Source organism: Paracoccus sp. IB05 (assembly GCF_016405985.1).
In the GTDB taxonomy this organism is placed as follows: domain Bacteria; phylum Pseudomonadota; class Alphaproteobacteria; order Rhodobacterales; family Rhodobacteraceae; genus Pseudogemmobacter.
Map to the genome: position 1 here is coordinate 17,379 of NZ_JAEFCF010000002.1, position 20,571 is coordinate 37,949.

General features: G+C 64.5%; 20 protein-coding genes and 1 pseudogene. 11 read left to right on the top strand and 10 right to left on the bottom strand.

The window, feature by feature from the left end; genetic code table 11:
- Window positions 1-24: 24 nt before the first annotated feature.
- The 5 genes from JC607_RS01655 to JC607_RS01675 all read left to right on the top strand — a co-directional run bounded on the left by JC607_RS01655 (window position 25) and on the right by JC607_RS01675 (window position 4,220).
- A complete protein-coding gene (locus JC607_RS01655) occupies window positions 25-477 on the top strand; it encodes a cupin domain-containing protein (protein WP_198835212.1) in 453 nt (150 codons plus the stop codon).
- A 10-nt stretch (window positions 478-487) separates the two neighbouring features.
- Entirely contained in the window at window positions 488-910 is a 423-nt protein-coding gene (locus JC607_RS01660) for a thioesterase family protein (protein WP_198835213.1), read from the top strand.
- The gene (locus JC607_RS01665) at window positions 907-1,305 is read left to right on the top strand and encodes a RidA family protein (RefSeq protein WP_198835214.1); all 399 of its coding nucleotides are present in this window, start codon (window positions 907-909) and stop codon (window positions 1,303-1,305) included. The genes JC607_RS01660 and JC607_RS01665 overlap by 4 nt, the downstream gene beginning before the upstream one ends.
- Window positions 1,306-1,384: 79 nt before the next feature.
- On the top strand, window positions 1,385-3,010 hold the full coding sequence (locus JC607_RS01670) for an AMP-binding protein (RefSeq protein WP_198835215.1): 1,626 nt from the start codon (window positions 1,385-1,387) through the stop codon (window positions 3,008-3,010).
- A 34-nt stretch (window positions 3,011-3,044) separates the two neighbouring features.
- Complete coding sequence (locus tag JC607_RS01675; protein WP_198835216.1) at window positions 3,045-4,220, top strand: acetyl-CoA C-acyltransferase; 1,176 nt, start codon at window positions 3,045-3,047, stop codon at window positions 4,218-4,220.
- A 145-nt stretch (window positions 4,221-4,365) separates the two neighbouring features.
- Here the strand turns inward: JC607_RS01675 and JC607_RS25925 are convergent.
- The 3 genes and pseudogenes from JC607_RS25925 to JC607_RS01690 all read right to left on the bottom strand — a co-directional run.
- A pseudogene (locus JC607_RS25925) lies at window positions 4,366-4,755 on the bottom strand (ABC transporter substrate-binding protein); the annotation flags it as partial.
- Between the two features lie 39 nt (window positions 4,756-4,794).
- Window positions 4,795-5,598, bottom strand: coding sequence for a YggS family pyridoxal phosphate-dependent enzyme (locus JC607_RS01685; protein ID WP_198835217.1), 804 nt, complete (start codon window positions 5,596-5,598; stop codon window positions 4,795-4,797).
- Between the two features lie 89 nt (window positions 5,599-5,687).
- Window positions 5,688-7,202, bottom strand: a complete 1,515-nt coding sequence (locus JC607_RS01690) for a PLP-dependent aminotransferase family protein (protein ID WP_198835218.1) — start codon at window positions 7,200-7,202, stop codon at window positions 5,688-5,690.
- 190 nt (window positions 7,203-7,392) lie between these two features.
- Here JC607_RS01690 and JC607_RS01695 point away from each other — a divergent pair, with 190 nt between their 5' ends.
- Window positions 7,393-8,595: a benzoate/H(+) symporter BenE family transporter gene (locus JC607_RS01695; protein WP_198835219.1), complete on the top strand. Its 1,203-nt coding sequence runs from the start codon at window positions 7,393-7,395 to the stop codon at window positions 8,593-8,595.
- 34 nt (window positions 8,596-8,629) lie between these two features.
- On the opposite strand, the gene JC607_RS01700 is transcribed toward JC607_RS01695, so the two are convergent.
- The 3 genes from JC607_RS01700 to JC607_RS01710 form a co-directional block, all read right to left on the bottom strand.
- Complete coding sequence (locus tag JC607_RS01700; RefSeq protein WP_198835220.1) at window positions 8,630-10,162, bottom strand: heme biosynthesis protein HemY; 1,533 nt, start codon at window positions 10,160-10,162, stop codon at window positions 8,630-8,632.
- A gap of 10 nt (window positions 10,163-10,172) precedes the next feature.
- Window positions 10,173-11,315: a COG4223 family protein gene (locus tag JC607_RS01705; RefSeq protein WP_198835221.1), complete on the bottom strand. Its 1,143-nt coding sequence runs from the start codon at window positions 11,313-11,315 to the stop codon at window positions 10,173-10,175.
- Between the two features lie 75 nt (window positions 11,316-11,390).
- Window positions 11,391-12,113, bottom strand: a complete 723-nt coding sequence (locus tag JC607_RS01710) for a uroporphyrinogen-III synthase (protein WP_198835222.1) — start codon at window positions 12,111-12,113, stop codon at window positions 11,391-11,393.
- A gap of 118 nt (window positions 12,114-12,231) precedes the next feature.
- Between JC607_RS01710 and tsaD the strand changes: the two genes are divergently transcribed.
- From tsaD to JC607_RS01730, 4 genes are read left to right on the top strand one after another with little or no spacing between them, the layout of a single operon-like run.
- Window positions 12,232-13,314: a tRNA (adenosine(37)-N6)-threonylcarbamoyltransferase complex transferase subunit TsaD gene (gene tsaD, locus JC607_RS01715; protein ID WP_198835223.1), complete on the top strand. Its 1,083-nt coding sequence runs from the start codon at window positions 12,232-12,234 to the stop codon at window positions 13,312-13,314.
- Window positions 13,311-14,261, top strand: coding sequence for an NAD(P)H-dependent glycerol-3-phosphate dehydrogenase (locus tag JC607_RS01720; RefSeq protein WP_198835224.1), 951 nt, complete (start codon window positions 13,311-13,313; stop codon window positions 14,259-14,261). Before tsaD ends, JC607_RS01720 begins: the two co-directional genes overlap by 4 nt.
- A gap of 3 nt (window positions 14,262-14,264) precedes the next feature.
- Window positions 14,265-14,537, top strand: coding sequence for a YciI family protein (locus tag JC607_RS01725; RefSeq protein ID WP_198835225.1), 273 nt, complete (start codon window positions 14,265-14,267; stop codon window positions 14,535-14,537).
- Window positions 14,534-14,953, top strand: a complete 420-nt coding sequence (locus JC607_RS01730; protein ID WP_198835226.1) for an EVE domain-containing protein — start codon at window positions 14,534-14,536, stop codon at window positions 14,951-14,953. Before JC607_RS01725 ends, JC607_RS01730 begins: the two co-directional genes overlap by 4 nt.
- A gap of 170 nt (window positions 14,954-15,123) precedes the next feature.
- Here JC607_RS01730 and JC607_RS01735 read toward each other — a convergent pair whose 3' ends face one another.
- The 3 genes from JC607_RS01735 to ahcY form a co-directional block, all read right to left on the bottom strand.
- On the bottom strand, window positions 15,124-16,326 hold the full coding sequence (locus JC607_RS01735) for an MFS transporter (RefSeq protein WP_198835227.1): 1,203 nt from the start codon (window positions 16,324-16,326) through the stop codon (window positions 15,124-15,126).
- A 110-nt stretch (window positions 16,327-16,436) separates the two neighbouring features.
- Window positions 16,437-16,778 carry a DUF2853 family protein gene (locus JC607_RS01740; RefSeq protein WP_198835228.1) on the bottom strand — a complete coding sequence of 114 codons (342 nt, stop codon included), beginning with the start codon at window positions 16,776-16,778 and terminating at the stop codon, window positions 16,437-16,439.
- A gap of 146 nt (window positions 16,779-16,924) precedes the next feature.
- Complete coding sequence (gene ahcY / locus JC607_RS01745) at window positions 16,925-18,313, bottom strand: adenosylhomocysteinase (protein ID WP_198835229.1); 1,389 nt, start codon at window positions 18,311-18,313, stop codon at window positions 16,925-16,927.
- Between the two features lie 176 nt (window positions 18,314-18,489).
- Between ahcY and JC607_RS01750 the strand changes: the two genes are divergently transcribed.
- On the top strand, window positions 18,490-19,092 hold the full coding sequence (locus tag JC607_RS01750; protein WP_198835230.1) for an HD family hydrolase: 603 nt from the start codon (window positions 18,490-18,492) through the stop codon (window positions 19,090-19,092).
- Here JC607_RS01750 and JC607_RS01755 read toward each other — a convergent pair.
- Window positions 19,052-20,308, bottom strand: a complete 1,257-nt coding sequence (locus JC607_RS01755; protein ID WP_198835403.1) for a PP2C family protein-serine/threonine phosphatase — start codon at window positions 20,306-20,308, stop codon at window positions 19,052-19,054. The genes JC607_RS01750 and JC607_RS01755 overlap by 41 nt on opposite strands.
- Window positions 20,309-20,571 lie beyond the last annotated feature (263 nt).

Consider the following 20,571-nt stretch of genomic DNA (forward strand, 5'->3'; position numbering starts at 1 on the left):
CACCAACAACAGGGAAATATGGCAATGACCAGGGCACTTGACGGCGGCATCACCCGGCTGGGAACGGGCATCGAAGGCGTGGAATGGAACATTCTGGGCCAGCGCTATTTCCCCAAAGCCGATTGCGCCAGCACCTTTTCCTTCGAGACCAATTCCGAGCCGGGCCAGTTCGTGCCGGTGCATATCCACCCGACTCAGGATGAATTCATCCTGGTCCAGGAGGGTGAGCTGCATGTGAAGCTCGATGGTGTCTGGTCGGTGGCGCGGCCCGGCGATCTGGTGAAAATGCCGCGCGGCGTGCCGCATGGCTATTTCAACAAGGGCGATGTGCCCTCGCGTGCCCTGTTCTGGGTCTCGCCCGCCGGCGATCTGCGCGCTTTGTTCGAACAGTTGCACAATATGACCGATGTGGAAGAGGTCGTCCGCGTCTCGGCCGAACATGCGGTCAATTTCCTGCCCCCCGAAGCCAACGAATGAGGCAAGGGAAATGATCTGGCACCGCCCCATCCGGATAGAGTTCAACCATTGCGACCCGGCGGGGATCGTCTTCTATCCGCGCTATTTCGAGATGACGAATTCCGTCGCCGAGAACTTTTTCCGGGAGGTGGCGGGCCTGCCCTATGAGGTGATGATGGCCGGCGGCAATGGCGTGCCGCTGGCCCAGGTGACAGCGGAGTTTCATGCGCCCTCGCGCCTCGGTGAGGTGCTGGACTGGCAGCTGAGCATCGAACGGATCGGCCGCGCCTCGATCACCTGCCATATCGAGGCGCATCACCTTGATGAGCGCGGCGCGGGCAGCCACCGTCTGACCGCCGGTCTGACGCTGGTCTATGTCGACGGATCGGGACAGTCCCATCCCTGGCCGGACGATGTCCGGGCCCGGATTATAGCATTTCAGGAGAAACCATGAGCATTCAGACCCTGCATCCCGAAGGCTGGAAACCCGCAAAGGGCTATGCGAATGGCATGGCCGCCGAGGGCCGGATCGTCGTCACCGGCGGGCTGGTCGGCTGGAACGCGCAATGCGAATTCGAGAGCGATGATTTCGTCGATCAGACGGCGCAGACCCTGCGCAATATCGTTGCCGTACTGGCCGAAGCCGGCGCCGGGCCCGAACATCTGGTGCGGCTGACCTGGTATATCACCACCAAAGAGGAATATCTCGGCGGGCTCAAGCGTCTTGGTGCGCATTACAAAGAGATCATCGGCCGCCACTACCCCGCCATGGCGGTGGTCCAGGTTATCGCCCTGATGGAAGACCGCGCCAAGGTCGAGATCGAGGCCACGGCGGTGATCCCGGCCTGACCATAAGACAGAACATCCCCCCGCAAGCTGCGACAAGACAGCGACAAGACTGCGGTGGGGCCAACAGGGAGCTAACCTCATGATGGGACCAACGGGCCATCTGGACACTTTCACCCGCGACCGCCTGCCCGCCACAGAGTCCTGGCCCGGGCTGGATCTGACGGGTTTTGACTATCCCGAATGGCTGAATGTGGGGGTCGAGCTGACCAACCGCATGGTCGAAAAGGGCTTTGGCGACCATATCGCGCTGATCGGCAATGGCCGCTCGCGCACCTATAAGGAACTGACCGACTGGACCAACCGCATCGCCCATGCGCTGGTCGAGGATTACGGCCTGAAGCCCGGCAACCGGGTGCTGATCCGGTCGGCCAATAACCCCGCAATGGTGGCCTGCTGGCTTGCGGCGACCAAGGCGGGCGCGGTGGTGGTCAATACGATGCCAATGCTGCGCTCGGGCGAGCTGACAAAGGTGATCGACAAGGCCGAGATCAGCCATGCGCTTTGCGACACGCGGCTGATGGAAGACCTGATCCATTGCAAGAATGACAGCGCGTTTCTGACCACTGTGATCGGCTTTGACGGCACCGCCAACCATGATGCGGAACTGGACCGTATCGCCCTGAAAAAGCCGGTGCGATTTGACGCGGTACAGACCGGGCGCGATGATGTGGCGCTTTTGGGGTTCACCTCGGGCACGACCGGCGATGCGAAGGCGACGATGCATTTCCACCGCGATCTGCTGATCATCGCGGATGGTTATGCGAAAGAAATCCTCAATGTGACGCCCGATGATATTTTCATCGGCAGCCCGCCTTTGGCCTTTACCTTCGGGCTGGGGGGCCTCGCGGTCTTCCCGCTGCGCTTTGGCGCGACGGCGGCGCTTTTGGAACAGGCCAGCCCGCCCAATATGATCGGCATGATCGAAGAACATCGCGCCACCGTCTGCTTTACCGCGCCGACCGCTTACCGCGTGATGCTGGCCGCAATGGATCAGGGGGCGGATCTGTCCTCGCTGCGCGCGGCGGTTTCGGCGGGCGAGACCCTGCCCGCGCCGGTCTATGAGGAATGGCAGGCCAAAACCGGCAAGCCGATGCTTGATGGCATTGGCGCGACCGAGATGCTGCATATCTTCATCACCAACCGCTTTGACGATCACCGCCCCGGCTGCACCGGCAAGCCCGTCACCGGCTATGAGGCGAAGATCGTCGACGAAGACATGACCGAAAAGCCGCGCGGTCAGACCGGGCGTCTTGCCGTACGCGGCCCGACCGGCTGCCGCTATATGGATGACCCGCGCCAGGAGGTCTATGTAAGGGATGGCTGGAACCTGACCGGCGATACGTTCTGGCAGGATGAAGAGGGCTATTTCCACTTTGCCGCCCGGACCGACGACATCATCCTCTCGGCCGGCTACAATATCGCCGGGCCCGAGGTCGAGGCGGCGCTGCTGTCGCATCCGGCGGTGCAGGAATGCGCGGTGATCGGCGCGCCTGACGCGGATCGTGGCCAGATTGTCGAGGCGCATGTGATCCTCGCTCCGGGGCATGAGGGTGATGCGCTGATGATCAGGGCGCTGCAGGACCATGTGAAAAAGGTGATCGCCCCCTATAAATACCCGCGCCGCGTGATCTTTACCGGGGCGCTGCCCAAGACCCAGACCGGCAAGATCCAGCGCTTCCAGCTGCGCCAGCCTGCGAAATCCTGAACGGTCCCTTTTCCTGTGAAACCGGAGCCCCCCGATGAATGACGTCTTTCTTTGCGCGATGCGCCGCACGCCGATCGGGCGCTATGGCGGCGCGCTGGCCCCGGTGCGGCCCGATGATATGGCGGCACAGGTGATCGACGGTCTGCTGGCGCTGTATCCGGGGCTGGCGCCGGATGAGGTGATCTTTGGCTGCGCCAACCAGGCGGGCGAGGACAATCGCAATGTCGCGCGGATGGCGGTTCTGTTGTCGGGGCTGGATGTTTCCGTGCCGGGCCTGACGGTCAACCGGCTTTGTGCCTCGGGGATGGATGCGGTGATCGCGGGCGCGCGGGCGATCCGGGACGGGGCCGATGTGATCATCGCGGGCGGCGTGGAATCGATGAGCCGGGCGCCTTTCGTGATGCCCAAAGCGGATACGGCCTTTGCCCGCCAGGCCGAGATTTATGACACGACCATCGGCTGGCGCTTCGTCAACAAGCGGATCGCAAAGGCGTTCGGGATCGAATCGATGCCCGAGACCGCCGAGAATGTCGCGGAAGACTACGGCATCTCGCGCGAGGATCAGGACGTTTACGCTTTGTCGTCGCAGACCCGCTATGATGCAGCCTGGCATGCGGCGGATATCCTTCCCGTCACGATCCGGAACCGCAAAGGCGATACGGTCGTCAGCGCGGATGAACATCCCCGCGCGACCTCGATTGAAAAGCTCGCGGCCCTGCCGGCACCGTTTCGCGATGGCGGCACGGTGACCGCAGGCAATGCGGCAGGGGTGAATGACGGCGCGGCGGCGGTGCTGCTTGCCTCGGCCAAAGGCGTAAAGGCGCTTGGCCTGACACCTCTGGCACGGATCGGGCGCGCGGCCTCGGCCGGGGTTGCGCCCCGTGTCATGGGAATCGGCCCGATTGCGGCGGTGGAGCGTCTGGTCGCGCGCGGCGCAAAGCCGCCCGCCGATCAGGATGTGATCGAGCTGAACGAGGCTTTTGCCGCCCAGGTTCTGGCCTGTACCCGTGCCTGGGGGCTCACCGATGCTGACCCGCGCGTCAACGCCAAAGGCGGCGGCATCAGCATGGGCCACCCGCTCGGCATGTCGGGCGCCCGCATCGTTGCCAGCGCCGCAAGACGGCTGCATGAGGGCGGCGGCGCCTCGGCACTGGCCACGCTTTGCATCGGCGTCGGCCAAGGGGTCGCGGTCGAGCTGCTGGCGGTCTGAGGCGCCTGATCCCGGCTGGGCGGCACTTTCCAGTGTTTCGCATAGGCGCGTGAGAAATAGTTCGGATCGCGAAAACCACAGCGCCCGCCTCAAGACAGGCGAGCGTCGCCGAACAGGCGCCGGCCTGGTTCATCATGGGCAAGTGGCCATTGTTCAGCGCGGCAAAGCATTCGCCAAAGGCGCGGGTCCCGTCATTGCGGTCCCAGTAGAAACCGGTGGTCAGCAAGAGGCCCTGCGCAGTCTCCAGCCCCGTCGAATGGATGTCCGACAGGAACATCAGGATGCCCGCAAAAGTCTGGCCACCGCCAACCATGCCGAATTCCGCCGCCTGTTTCAGTGTGTTGCTGGCATCACCGCCCTTTCGCCACCGAAATCGGAAAAGATGCCACTCATTTCGGCCAAAACGCCGGACGTCACATCCGTATTGTCCCTGGCCAGAGCCACCGCAGGAAGCTAGGCCGATGCGAGCAATGCGCACAGGCCCCGGGCCACGTTCACGCTGTCTGGAACGGCGCGGCGAGATTGCGGAAACCATCCGCGCCGTCCTGAGGCGTCACGAGATGTAGCGGGCGGTTCAGAGATCATCGAGGCCCGGCCAGAACGGCCCGGCCTCTTTCGGGCGCGGGCCAAAGATCGCCTGACCAACCCGAACCACATCGGCCCCCTCTTCGATCGCGATTTCGAAATCGCTGGTCATCCCCATGGAAAGACGCGAAATTTCCGGGCGCCTGATCTGGGCCTCATCGCGCAACCGGCGCAAAAGCGCAAAGCAGTGCCTGACGCGCACCGGATCGGGGCTGAGAATAGCGAGGGTCATAAGCCCCTGCGGCTTCAGGCGTTCAAACCCCTCGAGCTGACCGAGAAACTCATGCAGCCTGTCCGGGCTGAGGCCATATTTGCTCTCCTCGCCCGAGGTATTGACCTGGATAAAGACGTCCAGATCGCGGCCCTCGGCCTCCAGCCGCCGGTTCAGCTCTGCCGCAAGGCGCAGGCTGTCCAGCGCATGAAACTCGGAGGCAAACCTCACAAGATATTTCACTTTATTGGTCTGGAGATGGCCGATAATGTTCCAGCGGATCGCCAGATCGGACAGAGCCGCCTGTTTCTCGCGCGCCTCCTGCAGCTTGTTCTCGCCGAAATCGCGGATCCCGGCGGCCCAGGCCAGGCGCAGAATATGCGCGGGCAGGGTCTTGGTGACCGGCAAAAGCCGCACTTCGCGCCTGTCCCGCCCGGAACGCGCGCAGGCAGCCGCGATCCGGGCCTCTGTATCTGCGAGACCCTGCGCGAACCTCTGCTGCGGATCGGGGCCGAAACGGGCAATATCGGCCGCGCTCAGGTCAGAGCCAGGCAGGGGCGGCGGGGCAATGGTCGTCGGCATGGGCATATCTCGCAGACTGGGGGCCGCCCATTCTGGCCCGGAACCGGCGGTGCCGACCCCACCAATTCCGGACAGGTCATCCGACCAATTCAGGCGCCGTCGCGGTCGCTCAGCAGGCCATTCAGAATGGCGGCGAGCCTGCGCACACCACTTTCCAGTTCCGTGGGGGTGAAGGCGGCAAACCCCAGCAAAAATCCCGGCCTCGGCCGCGCGGTCGCATGCAGACCGGTCAGGCCTGTGAGGCCAAGCCCGGCCTTTGTGGCAGCGTCGATCACCTGCGCCTCTGACAGCGCGCAGGTCAGGAGGCAGGGCATCTGCAAGCCGCCCGCCGGCACCCGGGCCTCGACCAGACCCGCCAGATGTGTCTCGACCAGCCGCGCCAGGATTCGCAGCCTTTCCGCATAGATCGCGCGCATCAGCCGGATATGCGCGCCGAAATGACCGCCCTGCATGAATCGCGCCAGCACCAGCTGCGGGATCGACGCGGGGTGACCATCCTGCTGCGTCCGCGCCAGCGTGAAGGGCTGCACCAGATCGGGCGGCAGGATCAGATAGCCAAGCCGCAGCCCGGGAAACAGCGATTTGGTGAAAGTGCCGATATAGATCGTGCGCCCATGCGGATCGAGCCCCTGCACGCAGGCGGTCGGCCGGCCTATGTAATGGAATTCGCTGTCATAATCATCCTCGATGATCCAGCCGCGATGCTCGGCGGCCCAGCCGATCAGGGCAAGGCGGCGCTCCAGCGACAGGGTCGCGCCGGTCGGAAACTGGTGCGAAGGGGTCAATGACACCGCCCGCGCCCGGTCCGGCGCATCAAGCATGTGGTCGACAAGGATCCCCTGATCATCAAGCGGCACTGGCACCGGCACAGCCCCTGCCGCCGCAAAAGCCTGCCGCGCGCCGTGATAGCCGGGGTCTTCGACGAAAATCCGGTCGCCCGGATCAAGCAGCAGATTGGCCGTCAGCGCCATCGCCTGTTGCGAGCTGGTAAGGATCAGCACCCGATCCGCCGTCGCCCGCGCCCCGCGTTCCAGATTGACATGGTCGGCAATCGCCTGACGCAGCGGCTCTGCCCCCTGTGGATCGGTCATGATCAGGGCGCTGGTGCCATGATCGCGCAACACCTGGCGCTCCAGCCGTTCCCAGATCCGGATCGGAAAATTGCGCGTCTCGGGCTGGCCCTGCTGAAAAATCCGCCCCGGCGGGCCGGTATGGGTGCCGCCATTTGCCACAATCGCGGCACCCCGTGCGCTGAGCCCGCCCCGCGCAGTGACCTCGCCCGGAGCCGGTGCCGCCTGGCCTGTGACGCGGCGCGAGGCCGGACGCAGATCGCGGATCGCGGCCACGAAACTGCCGCTGCCGACGCGGCGACGAATGAAGCCTTCGGCATGGAGCTGGTTGTAAGCGGCCTCGACCGTGTCGCGGGACACCCCGAGCGACGCCGCCAGCCCCCGCGTCGCCGGCAGGGGTTTTTCTGCCGCCAGCGCCCCATCGAGGATCAGCTGACGGATCGCCCGCTGGATCCGGCCATGCAGCGGCAAACCCGCCTGATCGGGGTGGAGGAGCCAGGCCTTGACGGTTTCAAGCTGGGAATGGCGGAACAATTGGTCTGCTCCTCTGGCGCATCCTGTAACCGGTATCCTGCCAGTAACGCCGCCTGATTGCGAGGCCCGGATGCCGGACTGTAGCGTCCCTGGTCAAATTGGTCTGAGTTAACTGCAAAAATTGGCAGGAACCGGCAGGCCACTCTCCGGGTAAGCCCTGAGGCAACTGAACGTCATCCGGAAGCTCCCCATGTCTGCGCCCATCCCTGCCCAAACAGCCACAATCGGCGCCCGGGACCTTCTGCATCCGGTCATCGCCGGGCTGATCTCGGTCATCGTCAATTACGGCGGCACCTTTATCCTGGTGTTCCAGGCGGCGCGCATGGCCGGGCTTGATCTCGCACAGACCGCCTCCTGGGTCTGGTCGGTCTCGGTGGGGGTAGGCGTGACCGGCCTCGTCCTCAGCTGGCGCTGCCGCGCGCCCGTCATAACCGCCTGGTCAACACCCGGAGCCGCCTTCCTCGTCACCGCATTGGCGAGTGTCAGCTATCCCGAAGCCATCGGCGCCTATATGCTCTCGGCCCTCGGCTTTGTTATTCTGGGCGTCTCGGGCTGTTTCGACCGCCTGATCCGCCTGATCCCCCCTGCCATCGCCGCCGCCCTGCTGGCCGGGATCCTGCTGCAATTCGGGATCGATGCTTTCGGAGGCGCCAGCGCCGACCCGGCCCTGGTGGGCCTTCTGGTCGGCAGCTATCTGATCCTCAAGCGCTTTACCGCGCGCTATGCGATTGTGGGGATCCTCGCCATCGGCCTCGCCTGGCTGTTGCTGCGTGGCGAGGTCGGGTTCTCCGGCCTGCGATTCGAGCTGGCCATGCCGCTTTTCACCGCGCCCGTCTTTACCCTGAACGCGGCGCTCAGTATCGCGCTGCCTTTGTTCCTGATCACGCTGACCGGGCAATATATGCCGGGGATGCTGGTCCTCAGAAATGATGGCTATACGACCAGCGCCAACCCGATTGTGACCGCGACCGGCCTTGGCTCGCTGGTGATGGCGCCCTTCGGCTCGCATGCCTTCAATGTCGCGGCGATCACGGCAGCCATCGTGACCGGGCCAGAGGCACATGCGGATCCGTCAAAGCGCTGGATCGGCGGTATCGCAGCCGGGCTGTTCTACACGCTGACAGGCGTTTTTGGCCTGGCGCTGGTGGGGGTGTTCATGGCTCTTCCGGCGGCTTTCATCACCACGCTCGCAGGGCTTGCGCTTCTCGGCACCATCGGCAGCAGTCTTGCCACCGCGATGGCAGAGCCGAGGCTTCGCGAAGTGGCGCTGATCACCTTTCTCGCCTCGGCCGCAAATATCCGGATGCTGGGGATCGGCGGCTCGTTCTGGGGCCTGGTGATCGGGCTGATCGCCTGGGCGGTGCTGACGAGGCGGGACCGAAAGCCGAGCTGATCTATTGGCCCAGCTTCCGGGTCACGACCGCCCCTCAGGTGGCCCGGCGCAGGATTTCATCCGGCGTGATCACCGGATCCGAGGCCTCTTCGGCCTCGTCAGGCTGCACCACCGGCGCGCTGGTCCCGATCACCTCGGCCTCTTCGGGTTCCGGCAGACTGACCAATTCCGGCGTCGGTGCCGGGCGTGTCGCCGCGAACAAGAGCGGCGCGAGGCCGGCACTGGTCGCAGGGCGGCTGCCCTGGATGCCATCGGGCTCGCGCCAGGACAGGGTGTCGAAACCGCTGCACGAGGCACAGATCGGCACCCATTGCGCATGGACGGTGCCGCATTTGTCGCAGACCCATTCCGGCCCGCGCGACGCCGCAAGGGCGCGGGCAAGCACCCCGCGAACCTCTTCATCCGGGGCGCCCATGCCGCGTTCGGCCGCCGCCAAGATCGCAAGCGAGCGCTGCGTCGGGTGGTCCACCGGGATGGCTGCAAGCGCCGCTTTCGCGCCCCGGAAATCCTCGGCGGCCAGCAAAAGCTCTGCCTCGGTCAGCCGGCTTTCCTCGTGATCCGGGCGCGATGCCAGAAAGGCGCGGAAACGTTTCAGCCGCTGCTCCGCCGTCTCGGAGGGTTCAATGGCCGCGAAAGCCGCCGCCAGATCGGGATGAGGCTGTGCCTCCCAGGCCTTTTTCAGAACCCGGGCCGCGCTTTTGCTGTCGCCCTTCGCCACCAGCGCCCGCGCCGCGATCACCGCCGCGGGGATCAGGTCGGGCGAGAGCTTGTTGGCCTCGATCGCCGCCTCGCGCGCCTCGATCGTCGATCCCTCATCCAGCACCGTCTTCGCCTCTTGCAGCGCCAGCAGCGCGTCCCGGCGCCGATAGACCGAGCGCGGCAATTCCCCCGAGCGCAGCTTTTGCGACAACGTCCCCCGCGCGCCGGCCCAGTCGCCCCCTTCGGCCTGAAGCTTCAGCAAAACGTCCTGGGTCTCGGAATGTTTCGGCTTCAGGGCCAGCGCCTGTTCCGCGAGTTTCAGCGCGGTCGCGGTATCGCCTGACGCCAGCTTCTGCCGCATCAGCCCCCGCACCGCGACAAACCGCGTCTGTTCATCCGCCAAAAGCGCCTTCCAGGCCTCGGTCGCGGCGCGGCCATCCCCGGCGGCCTCGGCGGCCTGGGCGGTCAGAAGCCGCGTGAGTTCCGGCTTTTGCAGCAGGCGTTCGGCGGTACGGGCACGGGCCAGCGCGGTATTCGGCTCGCCCGAGGCCAGGGCGATCAGACCGTCCGAAAGCGCGGCATAGCCGCGACGCTCGCGGTTGCGGTCGAAATAGCGGCTGATCGCCGTCTCGTCGCCGTTGAGAAACCGCAGCACGGCGAACAAAAGCCCGACCAGTTTCAGCCCGAGCCAGACCAGCACCACCGCCAGCAGCAGCACAACCAGTGCCGCGAGCGGGTTCAGGGTGAACTCCTGATCAAAAGCCCAGAGCCGCACCGTCCCGCCCTGTTCGGACATGCCGCCGGCGACCACCGCCAGCAGGGTCACCAGACCAAGGAACACCGCAATTTTGACCAGCGACCAGAGCATGATGCCCTCCTTACGGCTTCAGCGCGGCAAGCGCCGCTTCGGCATCAATGCGCGCCTGGGCCTGCAAAACCCAGGGCTCCATCGCCGCCTGCCCCTCGGGGGGAAGGCCCTTCAACTCCGTCAGCGCCGCCGGCAGATCTCCGGCGCCAACCGCCGCCTCGGCGCGCGACAGCACCGCATCGGGGTCGGTTCCCTGCTGCGGCGTCAGTGAGCGCTGGCCGGTGGTGACGCGCAAAAGCGAAAGCGCGCGGTCGCCGAAACCACCCGCCTCAGCGGCACGCAGCGAAATATCCAGCGCTTCGCGCGCCGCCTCGGGGAAACTCGCGGCAAGCTGTTGCACGCCGGGCAGGCCATCCGCCGCATGGGCGCCAAGCGCCTGCGGCACCTCTGTCGTACCAAGCGCGGTCAGCGCATCGGCATAGGGCTGGCCGTTTTTCACCGCCTCATTCAGCGTGATCCAGGCCGCATCCCGCAGCGCCGCCTGGCGCGTGGCCTCCGCCGCACGCTCGGCCTCGGCCGCGACCTCGCTGGCGCGGGCATCCAGTTCAGCGGTGATCTGCTGGCGCAGGGCATCGGCATCCATCTGACCGCCGGGCTGACCGGCAGGCGCATTTTTCAGCGCATCAACCTCGGCTTTCAGCGCCGCAAAGGCTGCGGGCGGGATCGTGCCGTCCGGCAAAGCCTCGGCCTGAGCCCGCGCCTGCGCGTCAAGCCCGTCAATCCGCCCGGCCAGCGCAGATAGCTGTTCGCCAACCGCCCGGGCCGCGCTGTCAGCCGCCGCCGCCGCATCGCTTGCCGCCTTGCTGGCGCTGGCGGCGGTCTGGCCCTGTTCGGTCACCTGCGCCCCAAGCCGCGCAATCCCGGCCTCGATCGCTTCGGCATCGAGATCGGCCCTGAGGCCAAAAACGTTGTAATGCGACAGGCCAAACCCCAGGGCCGCAGCGACGACGCCACCCAGAAAGGGCGCAACAAAGCCGCCCCTGCGTGGTGGTGGCGCGCGATACATGCCCGCAGTCGCGGGATCGACGGGCTGAGGTTCCACTTCGGTTGCAACTGCCGCGACCGCTTCTGCCGGCGCCGCATCCTTCGCATCTGGCGAAATGGCTGCGGTGGCCTCGCCCGTCACCCGAGCCGGATCTTCTTCCACTGCCATTCAGGGTCACTCCGTCAGACGCGTTCCGATATGCCTGCAAGGTAAGCCCCAGGCCCCCCTCTGTTCAACCCGCAGTCAGCCCGCAAGCGGCGGAAAGCAGCGGGCAATCGCCGCAATCATCGACGGCCCGTCCGGTCGCACCGCGACCAGCGCCAGATCGGCCAGCGTCTCTGGCAGAATCAGCCGCGCATTCTCGCTGATGACCACCGGCTGCAGATGCGACAAAGGCAGCCCTTCAGCCGCCTCAAGGAAAAGCCGCGCCGAACGCGGTGAAAACAACGGCAGGATCAGAGGCTCGCCCGACGCAATCGCGGCCCGCGCGGGGGCGGTCAGCGGACAGGCGCGCTGGCGGTACACCACCAGCGAGGTGACCTTGCGCCCGAAAGGCACAAGGGCTGCCCCAAGATCAGCCGCCCGGTCCTCACCATGCAGGTATAAAAGCCGGTCCTCCTGCCGCGAGAGGATCAGCCGGACAAGATCCCCGGCATCTCCCCCCGCCGAAACAGTCTCTATGCCGGCCTTTTTAGCCACTTCTGCCGTGCGATCGCCAACGCAGATGGCACGCGGCGGAAGCTGCGCGCCCCCTGCCTGCAAGCGCAAAGCCGCAAGCGCGCCAGCCTCTGATGTCAGCACCAGCGCCTGGAAATCCCCGTCCGGAAACGTCGGCGCCAAATACTCCGGCAGCATCAGAGGCGAGGCGATCACCCGCGCCCGATCCCCGAAACTGGCCGTGAGCTCGGCAGTGAAACGGGTTGCCTGAGGCTCCGGACGGGTGTTGAGGATGATCTGGGACGGCATGCGCCGGGGCCTCTCCGCGCTGGCTGGATTGTCTTCCGGCATTGTCTGATGCCGGGGCGGATGCTACCTGCAGGAAGGGTCGCGCCACAAGCCGCGCCGCCCGGGAATGCCAGGCGCCATGACGGAAACGACGATCTTTCTCGGGATTGAATCAAGCTGCGATGATACGGCGGCCGCAATCGTGCGTCGCCATGCCACAGGCGAAGCCGAAATCCTGTCTTCGGTGGTCGAGGGCCAGGCAACATTGCACGCGCCCTTTGGCGGCGTGGTTCCTGAAATCGCCGCCCGTGCCCATGCTGAACGGCTGGACTACGCGGTTGAGGCCGCCTTGCGCGAGGCGGGCCTCGGGCTGCGTGACCTTGACGGAATCGCGGTCACGGCGGGGCCCGGCCTGATTGGCGGGCTTTTATCGGGGCTGATGCTGGCAAAGGGCCTCGCCGCGGCAACCGGCCTGCCTCTGGTCGCAGTGAACCACCTCGCCGGCCATGCGCTGACGCCACGGCTGACCGATGGCATCGCCTATCCCTATCTCATGCTGCTCGTCTCGGGCGGGCATTGCCAGTTCCTTGCGGTCGAAGGGCCGGAAGATTTCCGCCGCCTTGGCTCCACCATTGATGATGCCCCAGGCGAAGCCTTTGACAAGATCGCGAAACTCCTCGGCCTGCCGCAGCCAGGCGGGCCGCATGTTGAACGCGAAGCCGCCTTGGGCGATGCAAAACGGTTCCGTTTTCCGCGCCCTCTGCTGGATCGGCCGGGCTGCGATCTGTCTTTCTCGGGGCTGAAAACCGCTGTGCTGCGCGCACGCGATGCGATCATCGCAGAGAAAGGCGGGCTGATGCTGCAAGATCGCCGCGATCTTTGCGCCGGGTTTCAGGAGGCCGTGGCCTCGGTTCTGGCCGAAAAGACCCGCCGCGCGCTGGAGCTTTTTCCCGCACCGGTGCTGGCCGTGGCGGGCGGCGTTGCGGCAAATCAGGCCATTCGGGCAAGGTTAGAGACTGTTTGTGATGCCGCCGGCGCGCGTTTCCTGGCGCCTCCTTTGCGGCTTTGTACCGATAATGGCGCGATGATCGCCTGGGCCGGGATCGAGCGTTTCCTCTCTGGCGCGGAAGACAGATCGGCCCTTATCGCCCGCTCGCGCTGGCCGCTGGATGAAAGCGCGGCGCCGATGCTGGGATCCGGGAAACGGGGGGCGAAGGCATGATCGGAATCGCAGGCGCCGGGGCTTTCGGAGTGGCCCTTGCGGTCACGCTCGCCAAAGACGGGCGCGAGGTGCGGCTCTGGGCCCGCGATGCCGGGGCCCGCGCGCGGATGCGCGCGCAGCGCGAGGCGGATAAGCTGCCGGGGATCGCGCTGCCGGAAGGCATCCTGATCCAGGACGGGCTGGCGGATCTGGCAAAATGCGAGGCGGTTCTTCTGGCCATGCCGATGCAGGCGATGCGCGGTTTTCTTGCCGAGGCGCCGGAACTTCTGAACACCGACCTCGTCGCCTGTTCCAAGGGCATTGACCTGACCACGCTGCAGGGGCCCGCCGAAGTGATGGCGGGGGCGGGGGCGAGCGGGGCGAAAGCCGTGCTGACCGGCCCGAGCTTTGCCGCTGATATCGCGCGCGGCCTGCCGACGGCACTGACCCTTGCCTGTGATTGCCCGCGCGCCGAGGCTTTGCAACATCTGCTGTCGACCCAGACCTTGCGGCTTTACCGCAGCGATGATGTGACCGGCGCGCAGCTGGGCGGCGCGCTGAAAAACGTGATCGCGATTGCGGCCGGCGTGGTGATCGGCGCCGGGTTTGGCGATTCCGCCCGCGCCGCGCTGATCACCCGGGGCTATGCCGAGATGAGCCGGCTTGCGGTCGCCCTTGGCGCACGCGCCGAGACGCTGGCCGGCCTCTCGGGCCTGGGCGATCTGATCCTGACCTGCACCTCGGAACAGTCGCGGAATTTCTCGCATGGGCTGGCGCTTGGTCAGGGCCGCGAGGCGGCGAAGGCCACCGTCGAAGGCGTTGCGACCGCCCAGGCGGCCACGCGGCTCGCGCGTGAAAAGAAGATCGACATGCCGGTGACGACCATGGTCGCGCGGCTGGTCGCAGGTGAAACCAATCTGGGAGAAGCGGTCAGGGACCTGATGTCGCGCCCGCTGAAACAGGAGTGAGACATGCGCGCAGCCCTGATCTGCATCGACAAGCCGGGCCATCTCGAGACCCGCAAGGCCAATCGTGACGCCCATCTGGCCTATATCGCCGGGACCGGTATCGTCGAGATGGCCGGTCCGTTTCTGGACAGCGATGGCGCGATGATCGGGAGCCTGGTGATCCTGACCGTTGACAGCCTTGATCAGGCCAGGGCCTGGGCTGCGGCGGATCCTTACGCGAAGGCCGGGTTGTTCCAGGATGTGACCATCCGCGAATGGAAAAAGGTGATCGGATGAATTACTGGCTTTTCAAATCCGAACCCGACACCTGGTCCTGGGATGCCCAGGTTGCCAAAGGTGACACCGGCGAGGAATGGAACGGCGTGCGGAACTACCAGGCGCGCAACAATATGCGGGCGATGAAAATCGGCGATCGCGGCTTTTTCTACCATTCGAATATCGGCAAGGAAGTGGTGGGCATTGTCGAGGTCTGCCGCGAAAGCGCGCCCGACAGCACCACCGAAGATCCCCGCTGGGACTGCGTCTGGATCAGGGCGATCAAACCGCTGAAACGCCATATCACGCTGGATGAGGCCAAGGTGACCCCGGGTCTGGAACAGATGATTCTGGTGAACAATACGCGGCTCTCAGTTCAGCCGGTCAGCCCCCAGGAATGGGAAATCATCTGCCTTATGGGTGGGGTTGAGCCGTAAGAAATCCGGAGGGCCCCGCACCCCTGCAGGACCCTCCTTCCACCCCACATGCACCCCGCAGGTGTTGAAATTAAGGTCCCGGGCTTCTGCCGCCGACAGGGTTACAGTGACAGAAAAGGGCGCTTCGGACAAATCCGAAGCGCCCTTCATTTATCGCAAATTCAACAGGTTCAGTGGGTGACGCGCGGATTGGGCAGGAAGATCGCGACGACGCCGATCAAAGGCAGGAAGGCGCAGATCTTGTAGACGGTGATGATGCCATATTCATCGGCCAGCACGCCAAGCGCCGCCGCCCCGATGGCTGCGATGCCAAAGGCCAGCCCGAACAGAAGCCCGGCGACCATGCCGGTATTTTGCGGCATCAGATCCTGGGCATAGACCACCATCGCCGGGAAGGCCGAGGCCAGCATCAGACCCGCCACCGAAGCCACGATCACATTCGGGATCAGGGGCAGCCAGGGCAGCACGATGGTCAGCGGCAGGATCCCAAAGATCGACCAGAGAATCACCTTCCGCCGCCCGATCTTGTCGCCGATCGGGCCACCGATGATCGTCCCTGCCGCCACGGCAGAGAGGAAGATGAAGAGGCAGACCTGGGCCTGTTCAGCCGGAATGGCAAACTGCTTCATCAGGTAGAAAGTGTAGTAGCTGGAGAAGCTGACCGAATAGATGAACTTCGACATCATCAGCAGGATCAGCAGGAACATGCCGCGACGCACCACCTCGGGCGGCAGCGGCACCACGGTCTTCAGCCGCGTCTTGCGCGCAACCAGCCGGCCGGCACCCACCTGAGTATACCAGCGCCCGACCGCTGCCAGCAGCAGCATCCCCGCCAGCGCGACCCCGGCGAAAAGCTGGATCGACAACTGGCCCTGGGCCATGACCACAAAGGCCGCCGCCAGGGGCCCGAGCGCCGTGCCGGCATTACCGCCGACCTGGAACAGGCTTTGCGCAAAACCCGGTCGCATCCCCGCTGCCAGCCGCGCGATGCGCGAGCTCTCAGGATGGAAGATGGCCGAGCCCAGCCCGACCAGCGCGACCGACCACAGGATCATCGCGAAACTGGTGGCATGGGCGAGCGCGATCAGCCCGACCCCGGTCGACAGCATCCCGAGCGACAGCGCATAGGGCATCGGCCGCCGGTCCGTGTAATAGCCGACCAGCGGTTGCAAGATCGAACCAACCCCCTGAAAAACAAGCGTAATCAACCCGATCTGGGTAAAGCTCAGCGAGAATTTCTCCTCGAAGAGCGGGAAGGAAGCCGGGATAAGGCTTTGCATCAGGTCATTGAGAAGATGACCCATAGAGACGGCGAGCACGATCGGAACCACCGTGGTTTCCACGGTTGTGCTGCTTTGGACATTGGTGGACATGACGACCTGCGCGAAAACAGAAAGCCGCGTCACCATGACGCGGCTTTAAGAGAATGACAATCTGTCGGATTGATCCGGTTACAATCCCGGGATGATCCGGACAGGGGTGATCAGGCGTATACGGCTTCTTTGCCGAAATGCTTCACCAGCAGATAATAGAACACGGCGCGGAATTTGTTGCGCTCGGATTTACCATAGGTCTCGATCGCGGCATTGATGCCTTCATCCAGCGCCGCGCTGTCGGCAAGGCCCAGCTTCTTGATCAGGAAGCTGGCTTTCACCCGGGCCAGCTCTTCCGGATCCGAGGCTGCAACGGTCGAGGCATCCGCGTTGTAAATCGTCGGGCCACAGCCGATCGTGACCCTGGTAAGAAGGTCCAGATCCGGCGTTACGCCGCATTTGTTCTTGAGATCGTCGGCATATTTGGCGATCAGTTCGTCCCGCTTGCCCATAGCTGTCCTCGCTATTTTCCCAGAAAACCCCCGCAATGCGGGGTCGCGGCAGAGTTTAGGCGGTCAGACTCAAACGGCAATGGGAAAAAATGACGCCCCGCCTCAGAAAGAGACGGGGCGCGCGCGCATTCACAGCGTGTAAGCGATCAGTAGCGGTAATGTTCGGCCTTGTAGGGCCCGTCGACATTCACGCCGATATAGGCCGCCTGATCGGCTTTCAGCTCGGTCAGTTTAACGCCGATTTTCTTCAGATGCAGGCGGGCCACTTTCTCATCCAGCGCTTTCGGCAGGATATAGACGCCAGGCTGATACTCTTCGCCCTTGGTCCACAGCTCGATCTGCGCCAGCGTCTGGTTGGTGAACGAGGCCGACATCACGAAGGACGGGTGGCCGGTCGCATTGCCGAGGTTCAGGAGGCGACCTTCCGACAGGAGGATGATCCGGGCGCCCGAGGGCATCTCGATCATGTCCACCTGGTCCTTGATATTGGTCCATTTGTGGTTTTTCAGCGCGGCAACCTGAATTTCATTGTCGAAATGGCCGATATTGCCGACAATCGCCATGTCTTTCATGGCGTGCATGTGTTCCAGCCGGATCACGTCCTTGTTGCCGGTGGTGGTGATGAAGATGTCGGCGCTTGCCACCACATCTTCCAGAAGCACCACTTCAAACCCGTCCATTGCCGCCTGAAGCGCACAGATCGGATCGACCTCGGTAACCTTCACCCGCGCGCCCGCACCCAGCAGCGAAGCGGCCGAGCCTTTGCCCACATCGCCATATCCGCAGACGACCGCAACCTTGCCGGCCATCATCGTGTCGGTGGCGCGGCGGATGCCATCAACGAGCGATTCCTTGCAGCCATATTTGTTGTCGAACTTGGACTTGGTGACCGAGTCGTTGACGTTGATCGCCGGGAAGGGCAGCTGGCCCTTCTTGTGCAGATCATAGAGGCGGTGGACGCCGGTGGTGGTCTCTTCCGAAACACCCTTGATCGCGGCCCTGGTTTTCGCGAACCAGCCGGGGCTTGCCTTCATCCGCTTCTGGATTTGCAGCTTGATGACTTCTTCTTCCTCGGATTGCGGCACCGCGAGCACATCCTCGCCCGCTTCCATCCGTGCGCCGAGAAGGACGTAGAGCGTCGCATCGCCACCATCGTCGAGGATCATATTCGCGCCCTCTGCAAACATGAACGAGCGGTCCAGGTAATCCCAATGCTCGGTCAGGGTCTGGCCCTTGACGGCAAACACCGGAACGCCGGCGGCAGCGATCGCGGCGGCAGCGTGATCCTGGGTCGAGAAGATGTTGCACGAAGCCCAACGCACATCGGCACCGAGGGCGGTCAGCGTTTCGATCAGCACCGCCGTCTGGATGGTCATGTGCAGCGAGCCGACGATGCGCGCACCTTTCAGCGGCTGCGACGGGCCGAATTCCTCACGGCAGGACATCAGCCCCGGCATTTCGGTCTCTGCGATGACCAGTTCCTTGCGACCAAAATCCGCGAGGCCGATATCCTTGACGATATAATCCGTTGCCATACTTCTCTCCTGAACCTGACCGCTGAACCTTGTCGGCGCCCCCTTACCATTGGCAATGGAAACGGGCAATAAGATGCTTCGGGCACGGGCCGGGACCCGCCGTAATGCCCGCGTTCGGGCCTGTTTTCCGCTGCGCCCCGACCGAATTCCGGACAGGCTCGCGCAGGAGGCAGGGAATGGCAGCGAAACAGGCACGGGCCTGGCAAAGGATGCTCTCGGGGCGCCGGCTGGACCTGCTGGACCCGACGCCGATGGATATCGAGATTGCCGATATCGCCCATGGCCTTGCCTTTGTGGCGCGCTGGAACGGGCAGACGCGCGGCGACTGGCCCTATTCGGTCGCCGAACATTCGCTGCTGGTCGAGGCGATCTTTTCCCGCGCCAATCCCGGCATCGCGCCGCGCTGGCAACTGGCGGCGCTGCTGCATGACGCGCCCGAATATGTGATCGGTGACATGATCAGCCCGGTGAAGGCCGCCGTCGGGCCGGGTTATGGCGAGCTCGACACAAGGCTGACGGCGGCGGTCCATCTGAAATTCGGTCTGCCTTCGATGCTGCCGGCGGCAATCAAGAAACAGATCAAGCTGGCCGATAATGTCTCGGCCTGGCTGGAGGCGGTGCAGATCGCCGGCTTTTCCGAGGCCGAGGCCAACCGGTTCTTCGGCCGCCCGGATCCGGTGCTGGCGCGCGGCCTTGAAATCGTCCTGCGCCCGCCGGCCGAGGTCCGGCGTGATTTCGTCAGCCGCCATGAAGCGCTTTTGACCCTGGCAGGCCAGTGAGATCAGGCCCAGGATATTCCAGGATCAGCCCGGACACATCATCGGGGAAATTCCCGGTGCCGGCAAACCGCGCCAGTTCAGCAACCAGGCCTTCGAGCATCTGACCTGAATCTGGCTGCGCGATGTTGCGGATCATCTCAGCCGCGCCTTCTTCGCCCAGATCCTGCCCCGCCGCGCCCGGGCATTCGGTCACCCCGTCTGACAGCAGAACCAGCCGATCCCCCGGCGCCAGCCGCAGGGATATCTCGCTATATTGCGCGTCATCTATCAGCCCGACCGGCAGTCCGCCCTGCCCCACCTGCTCCACCTCGCCGCTGGCATGCAGGATCATCGGATGCGGATGCCCGGCCTGAACCAGCCGCAGCGCGCCGCTGGGTTCATCCAGTTCGGCATAGACCATCGTGAAATATTGCTCGACCTGCAGTTCATCCAGCATCAGCCGGTTGAAGGCGGTGGTCAGTTCCGCCGGGCTGCGGATATGGCGCTGCCCGATAGGGCCGGTCGTGAAGGCGATATTCTGGGCCGGCGCTCCTTCGGACAGATAGCCGCTCAGCCGCACCGTCATCATCGCCGACGCGACGCCATGCCCCGAGACATCCACCGACCAGACCGCGATCCGCCGCGCGTCAAGCCGGAAACAGCCAACCAGATCTCCCCCGATCCGCCCCGCCGTCCGCACCATCATCGCCACCTGCGAGGCCCCGAAATTGCGATGCCGGTCGCGCAGGAGCGTGCTTTGCAGCTTGCGCGCCTCGATCAGGTCGCGGTCCAGCGCATCATAGAGCCGCCGCAGTTCCGCAAGCGTCTCCTGCACCACATGGTTTTTCCGGACCAGTTCCGACTGCATCTCCTGGATGCGCTGCCCCGCCCTGAGCCTGGCGCGCAGCTCACCCGGGCTGAAGGGTTTCGTCAGAAAATCATCCGCCCCCGCCTCAAGCCCGCTGGCGACCTCCGACTTGCCGGATTTCGAGGTCACGAGGATGAAATAGCCATAGGACTCACGCGGGAGGGCGCGGAACTGCCGGCAGAATTCGACCCCGGTCATCCCCGGCATCATCCAGTCCGAGATCACCATATCGACATTTTCACGCGCACAGATCGCAAGCGCCTCGGCGGCCGTGGCGGCCTGAGCCACCTGATAGCCCCAGCGGCGCAGATACATGATCGACAATTGCCGCTGTGCCCGGCTGTCATCAACCACGAGCACAAGCGGCATAAGGCCCGCGACATGTGCCACGCCCGGTTGCGGCCGTCCGGGCCCGGCATCGTGCAAATCGCCCTCGGCCAAAGGTTGCCGCTCCAAAGATTGCCGTTCCACGCGCTCACCAGCATTGATCCCCCCCTTTCTCGCCCCTGCGGGTTAATCTCCGGTGAAGGCAGGATCAGAAAAATGCGCGGCCACTTACCTCCTGTTAAGGCTGGGCGCCGCAGAATGGCGGGGCCCGTGTCTTCCACGACTCGTCTCTGAAAGGATAAGCC

Bases quoted from the DNA above. Each gene is read 5' to 3' on its own strand.
- JC607_RS01655 (WP_198835212.1), top strand. From the start codon at position 25: ATGACCAGGGCACTTGACGGCGGCATCACCCGGCTGGGAACGGGCATC.
- JC607_RS01660 (WP_198835213.1), top strand. From the start codon at position 488: ATGATCTGGCACCGCCCCATCCGGATAGAGTTCAACCATTGCGACCCG.
- JC607_RS01665 (WP_198835214.1), top strand. From the start codon at position 907: ATGAGCATTCAGACCCTGCATCCCGAAGGCTGGAAACCCGCAAAGGGC.
- JC607_RS01670 (WP_198835215.1), top strand. From the start codon at position 1,385: ATGATGGGACCAACGGGCCATCTGGACACTTTCACCCGCGACCGCCTG.
- JC607_RS01675 (WP_198835216.1), top strand. From the start codon at position 3,045: ATGAATGACGTCTTTCTTTGCGCGATGCGCCGCACGCCGATCGGGCGC.
- JC607_RS01685 (WP_198835217.1), bottom strand. From the start codon at position 5,598: ATGCCGACGACCATTGCCCCGCCGCCCCTGCCTGGCTCTGACCTGAGC.
- JC607_RS01695 (WP_198835219.1), top strand. From the start codon at position 7,393: ATGTCTGCGCCCATCCCTGCCCAAACAGCCACAATCGGCGCCCGGGAC.
- JC607_RS01700 (WP_198835220.1), bottom strand. From the start codon at position 10,162: ATGCTCTGGTCGCTGGTCAAAATTGCGGTGTTCCTTGGTCTGGTGACC.
- JC607_RS01705 (WP_198835221.1), bottom strand. From the start codon at position 11,315: ATGGCAGTGGAAGAAGATCCGGCTCGGGTGACGGGCGAGGCCACCGCA.
- JC607_RS01710 (WP_198835222.1), bottom strand. From the start codon at position 12,113: ATGCCGTCCCAGATCATCCTCAACACCCGTCCGGAGCCTCAGGCAACC.
- tsaD (WP_198835223.1), top strand. From the start codon at position 12,232: ATGACGGAAACGACGATCTTTCTCGGGATTGAATCAAGCTGCGATGAT.
- JC607_RS01720 (WP_198835224.1), top strand. From the start codon at position 13,311: ATGATCGGAATCGCAGGCGCCGGGGCTTTCGGAGTGGCCCTTGCGGTC.
- JC607_RS01725 (WP_198835225.1), top strand. From the start codon at position 14,265: ATGCGCGCAGCCCTGATCTGCATCGACAAGCCGGGCCATCTCGAGACC.
- JC607_RS01730 (WP_198835226.1), top strand. From the start codon at position 14,534: ATGAATTACTGGCTTTTCAAATCCGAACCCGACACCTGGTCCTGGGAT.
- JC607_RS01735 (WP_198835227.1), bottom strand. From the start codon at position 16,326: ATGTCCACCAATGTCCAAAGCAGCACAACCGTGGAAACCACGGTGGTT.
- JC607_RS01740 (WP_198835228.1), bottom strand. From the start codon at position 16,778: ATGGGCAAGCGGGACGAACTGATCGCCAAATATGCCGACGATCTCAAG.
- ahcY (WP_198835229.1), bottom strand. From the start codon at position 18,313: ATGGCAACGGATTATATCGTCAAGGATATCGGCCTCGCGGATTTTGGT.
- JC607_RS01750 (WP_198835230.1), top strand. From the start codon at position 18,490: ATGGCAGCGAAACAGGCACGGGCCTGGCAAAGGATGCTCTCGGGGCGC.
- JC607_RS01755 (WP_198835403.1), bottom strand. From the start codon at position 20,308: ATGCCGCTTGTGCTCGTGGTTGATGACAGCCGGGCACAGCGGCAATTG.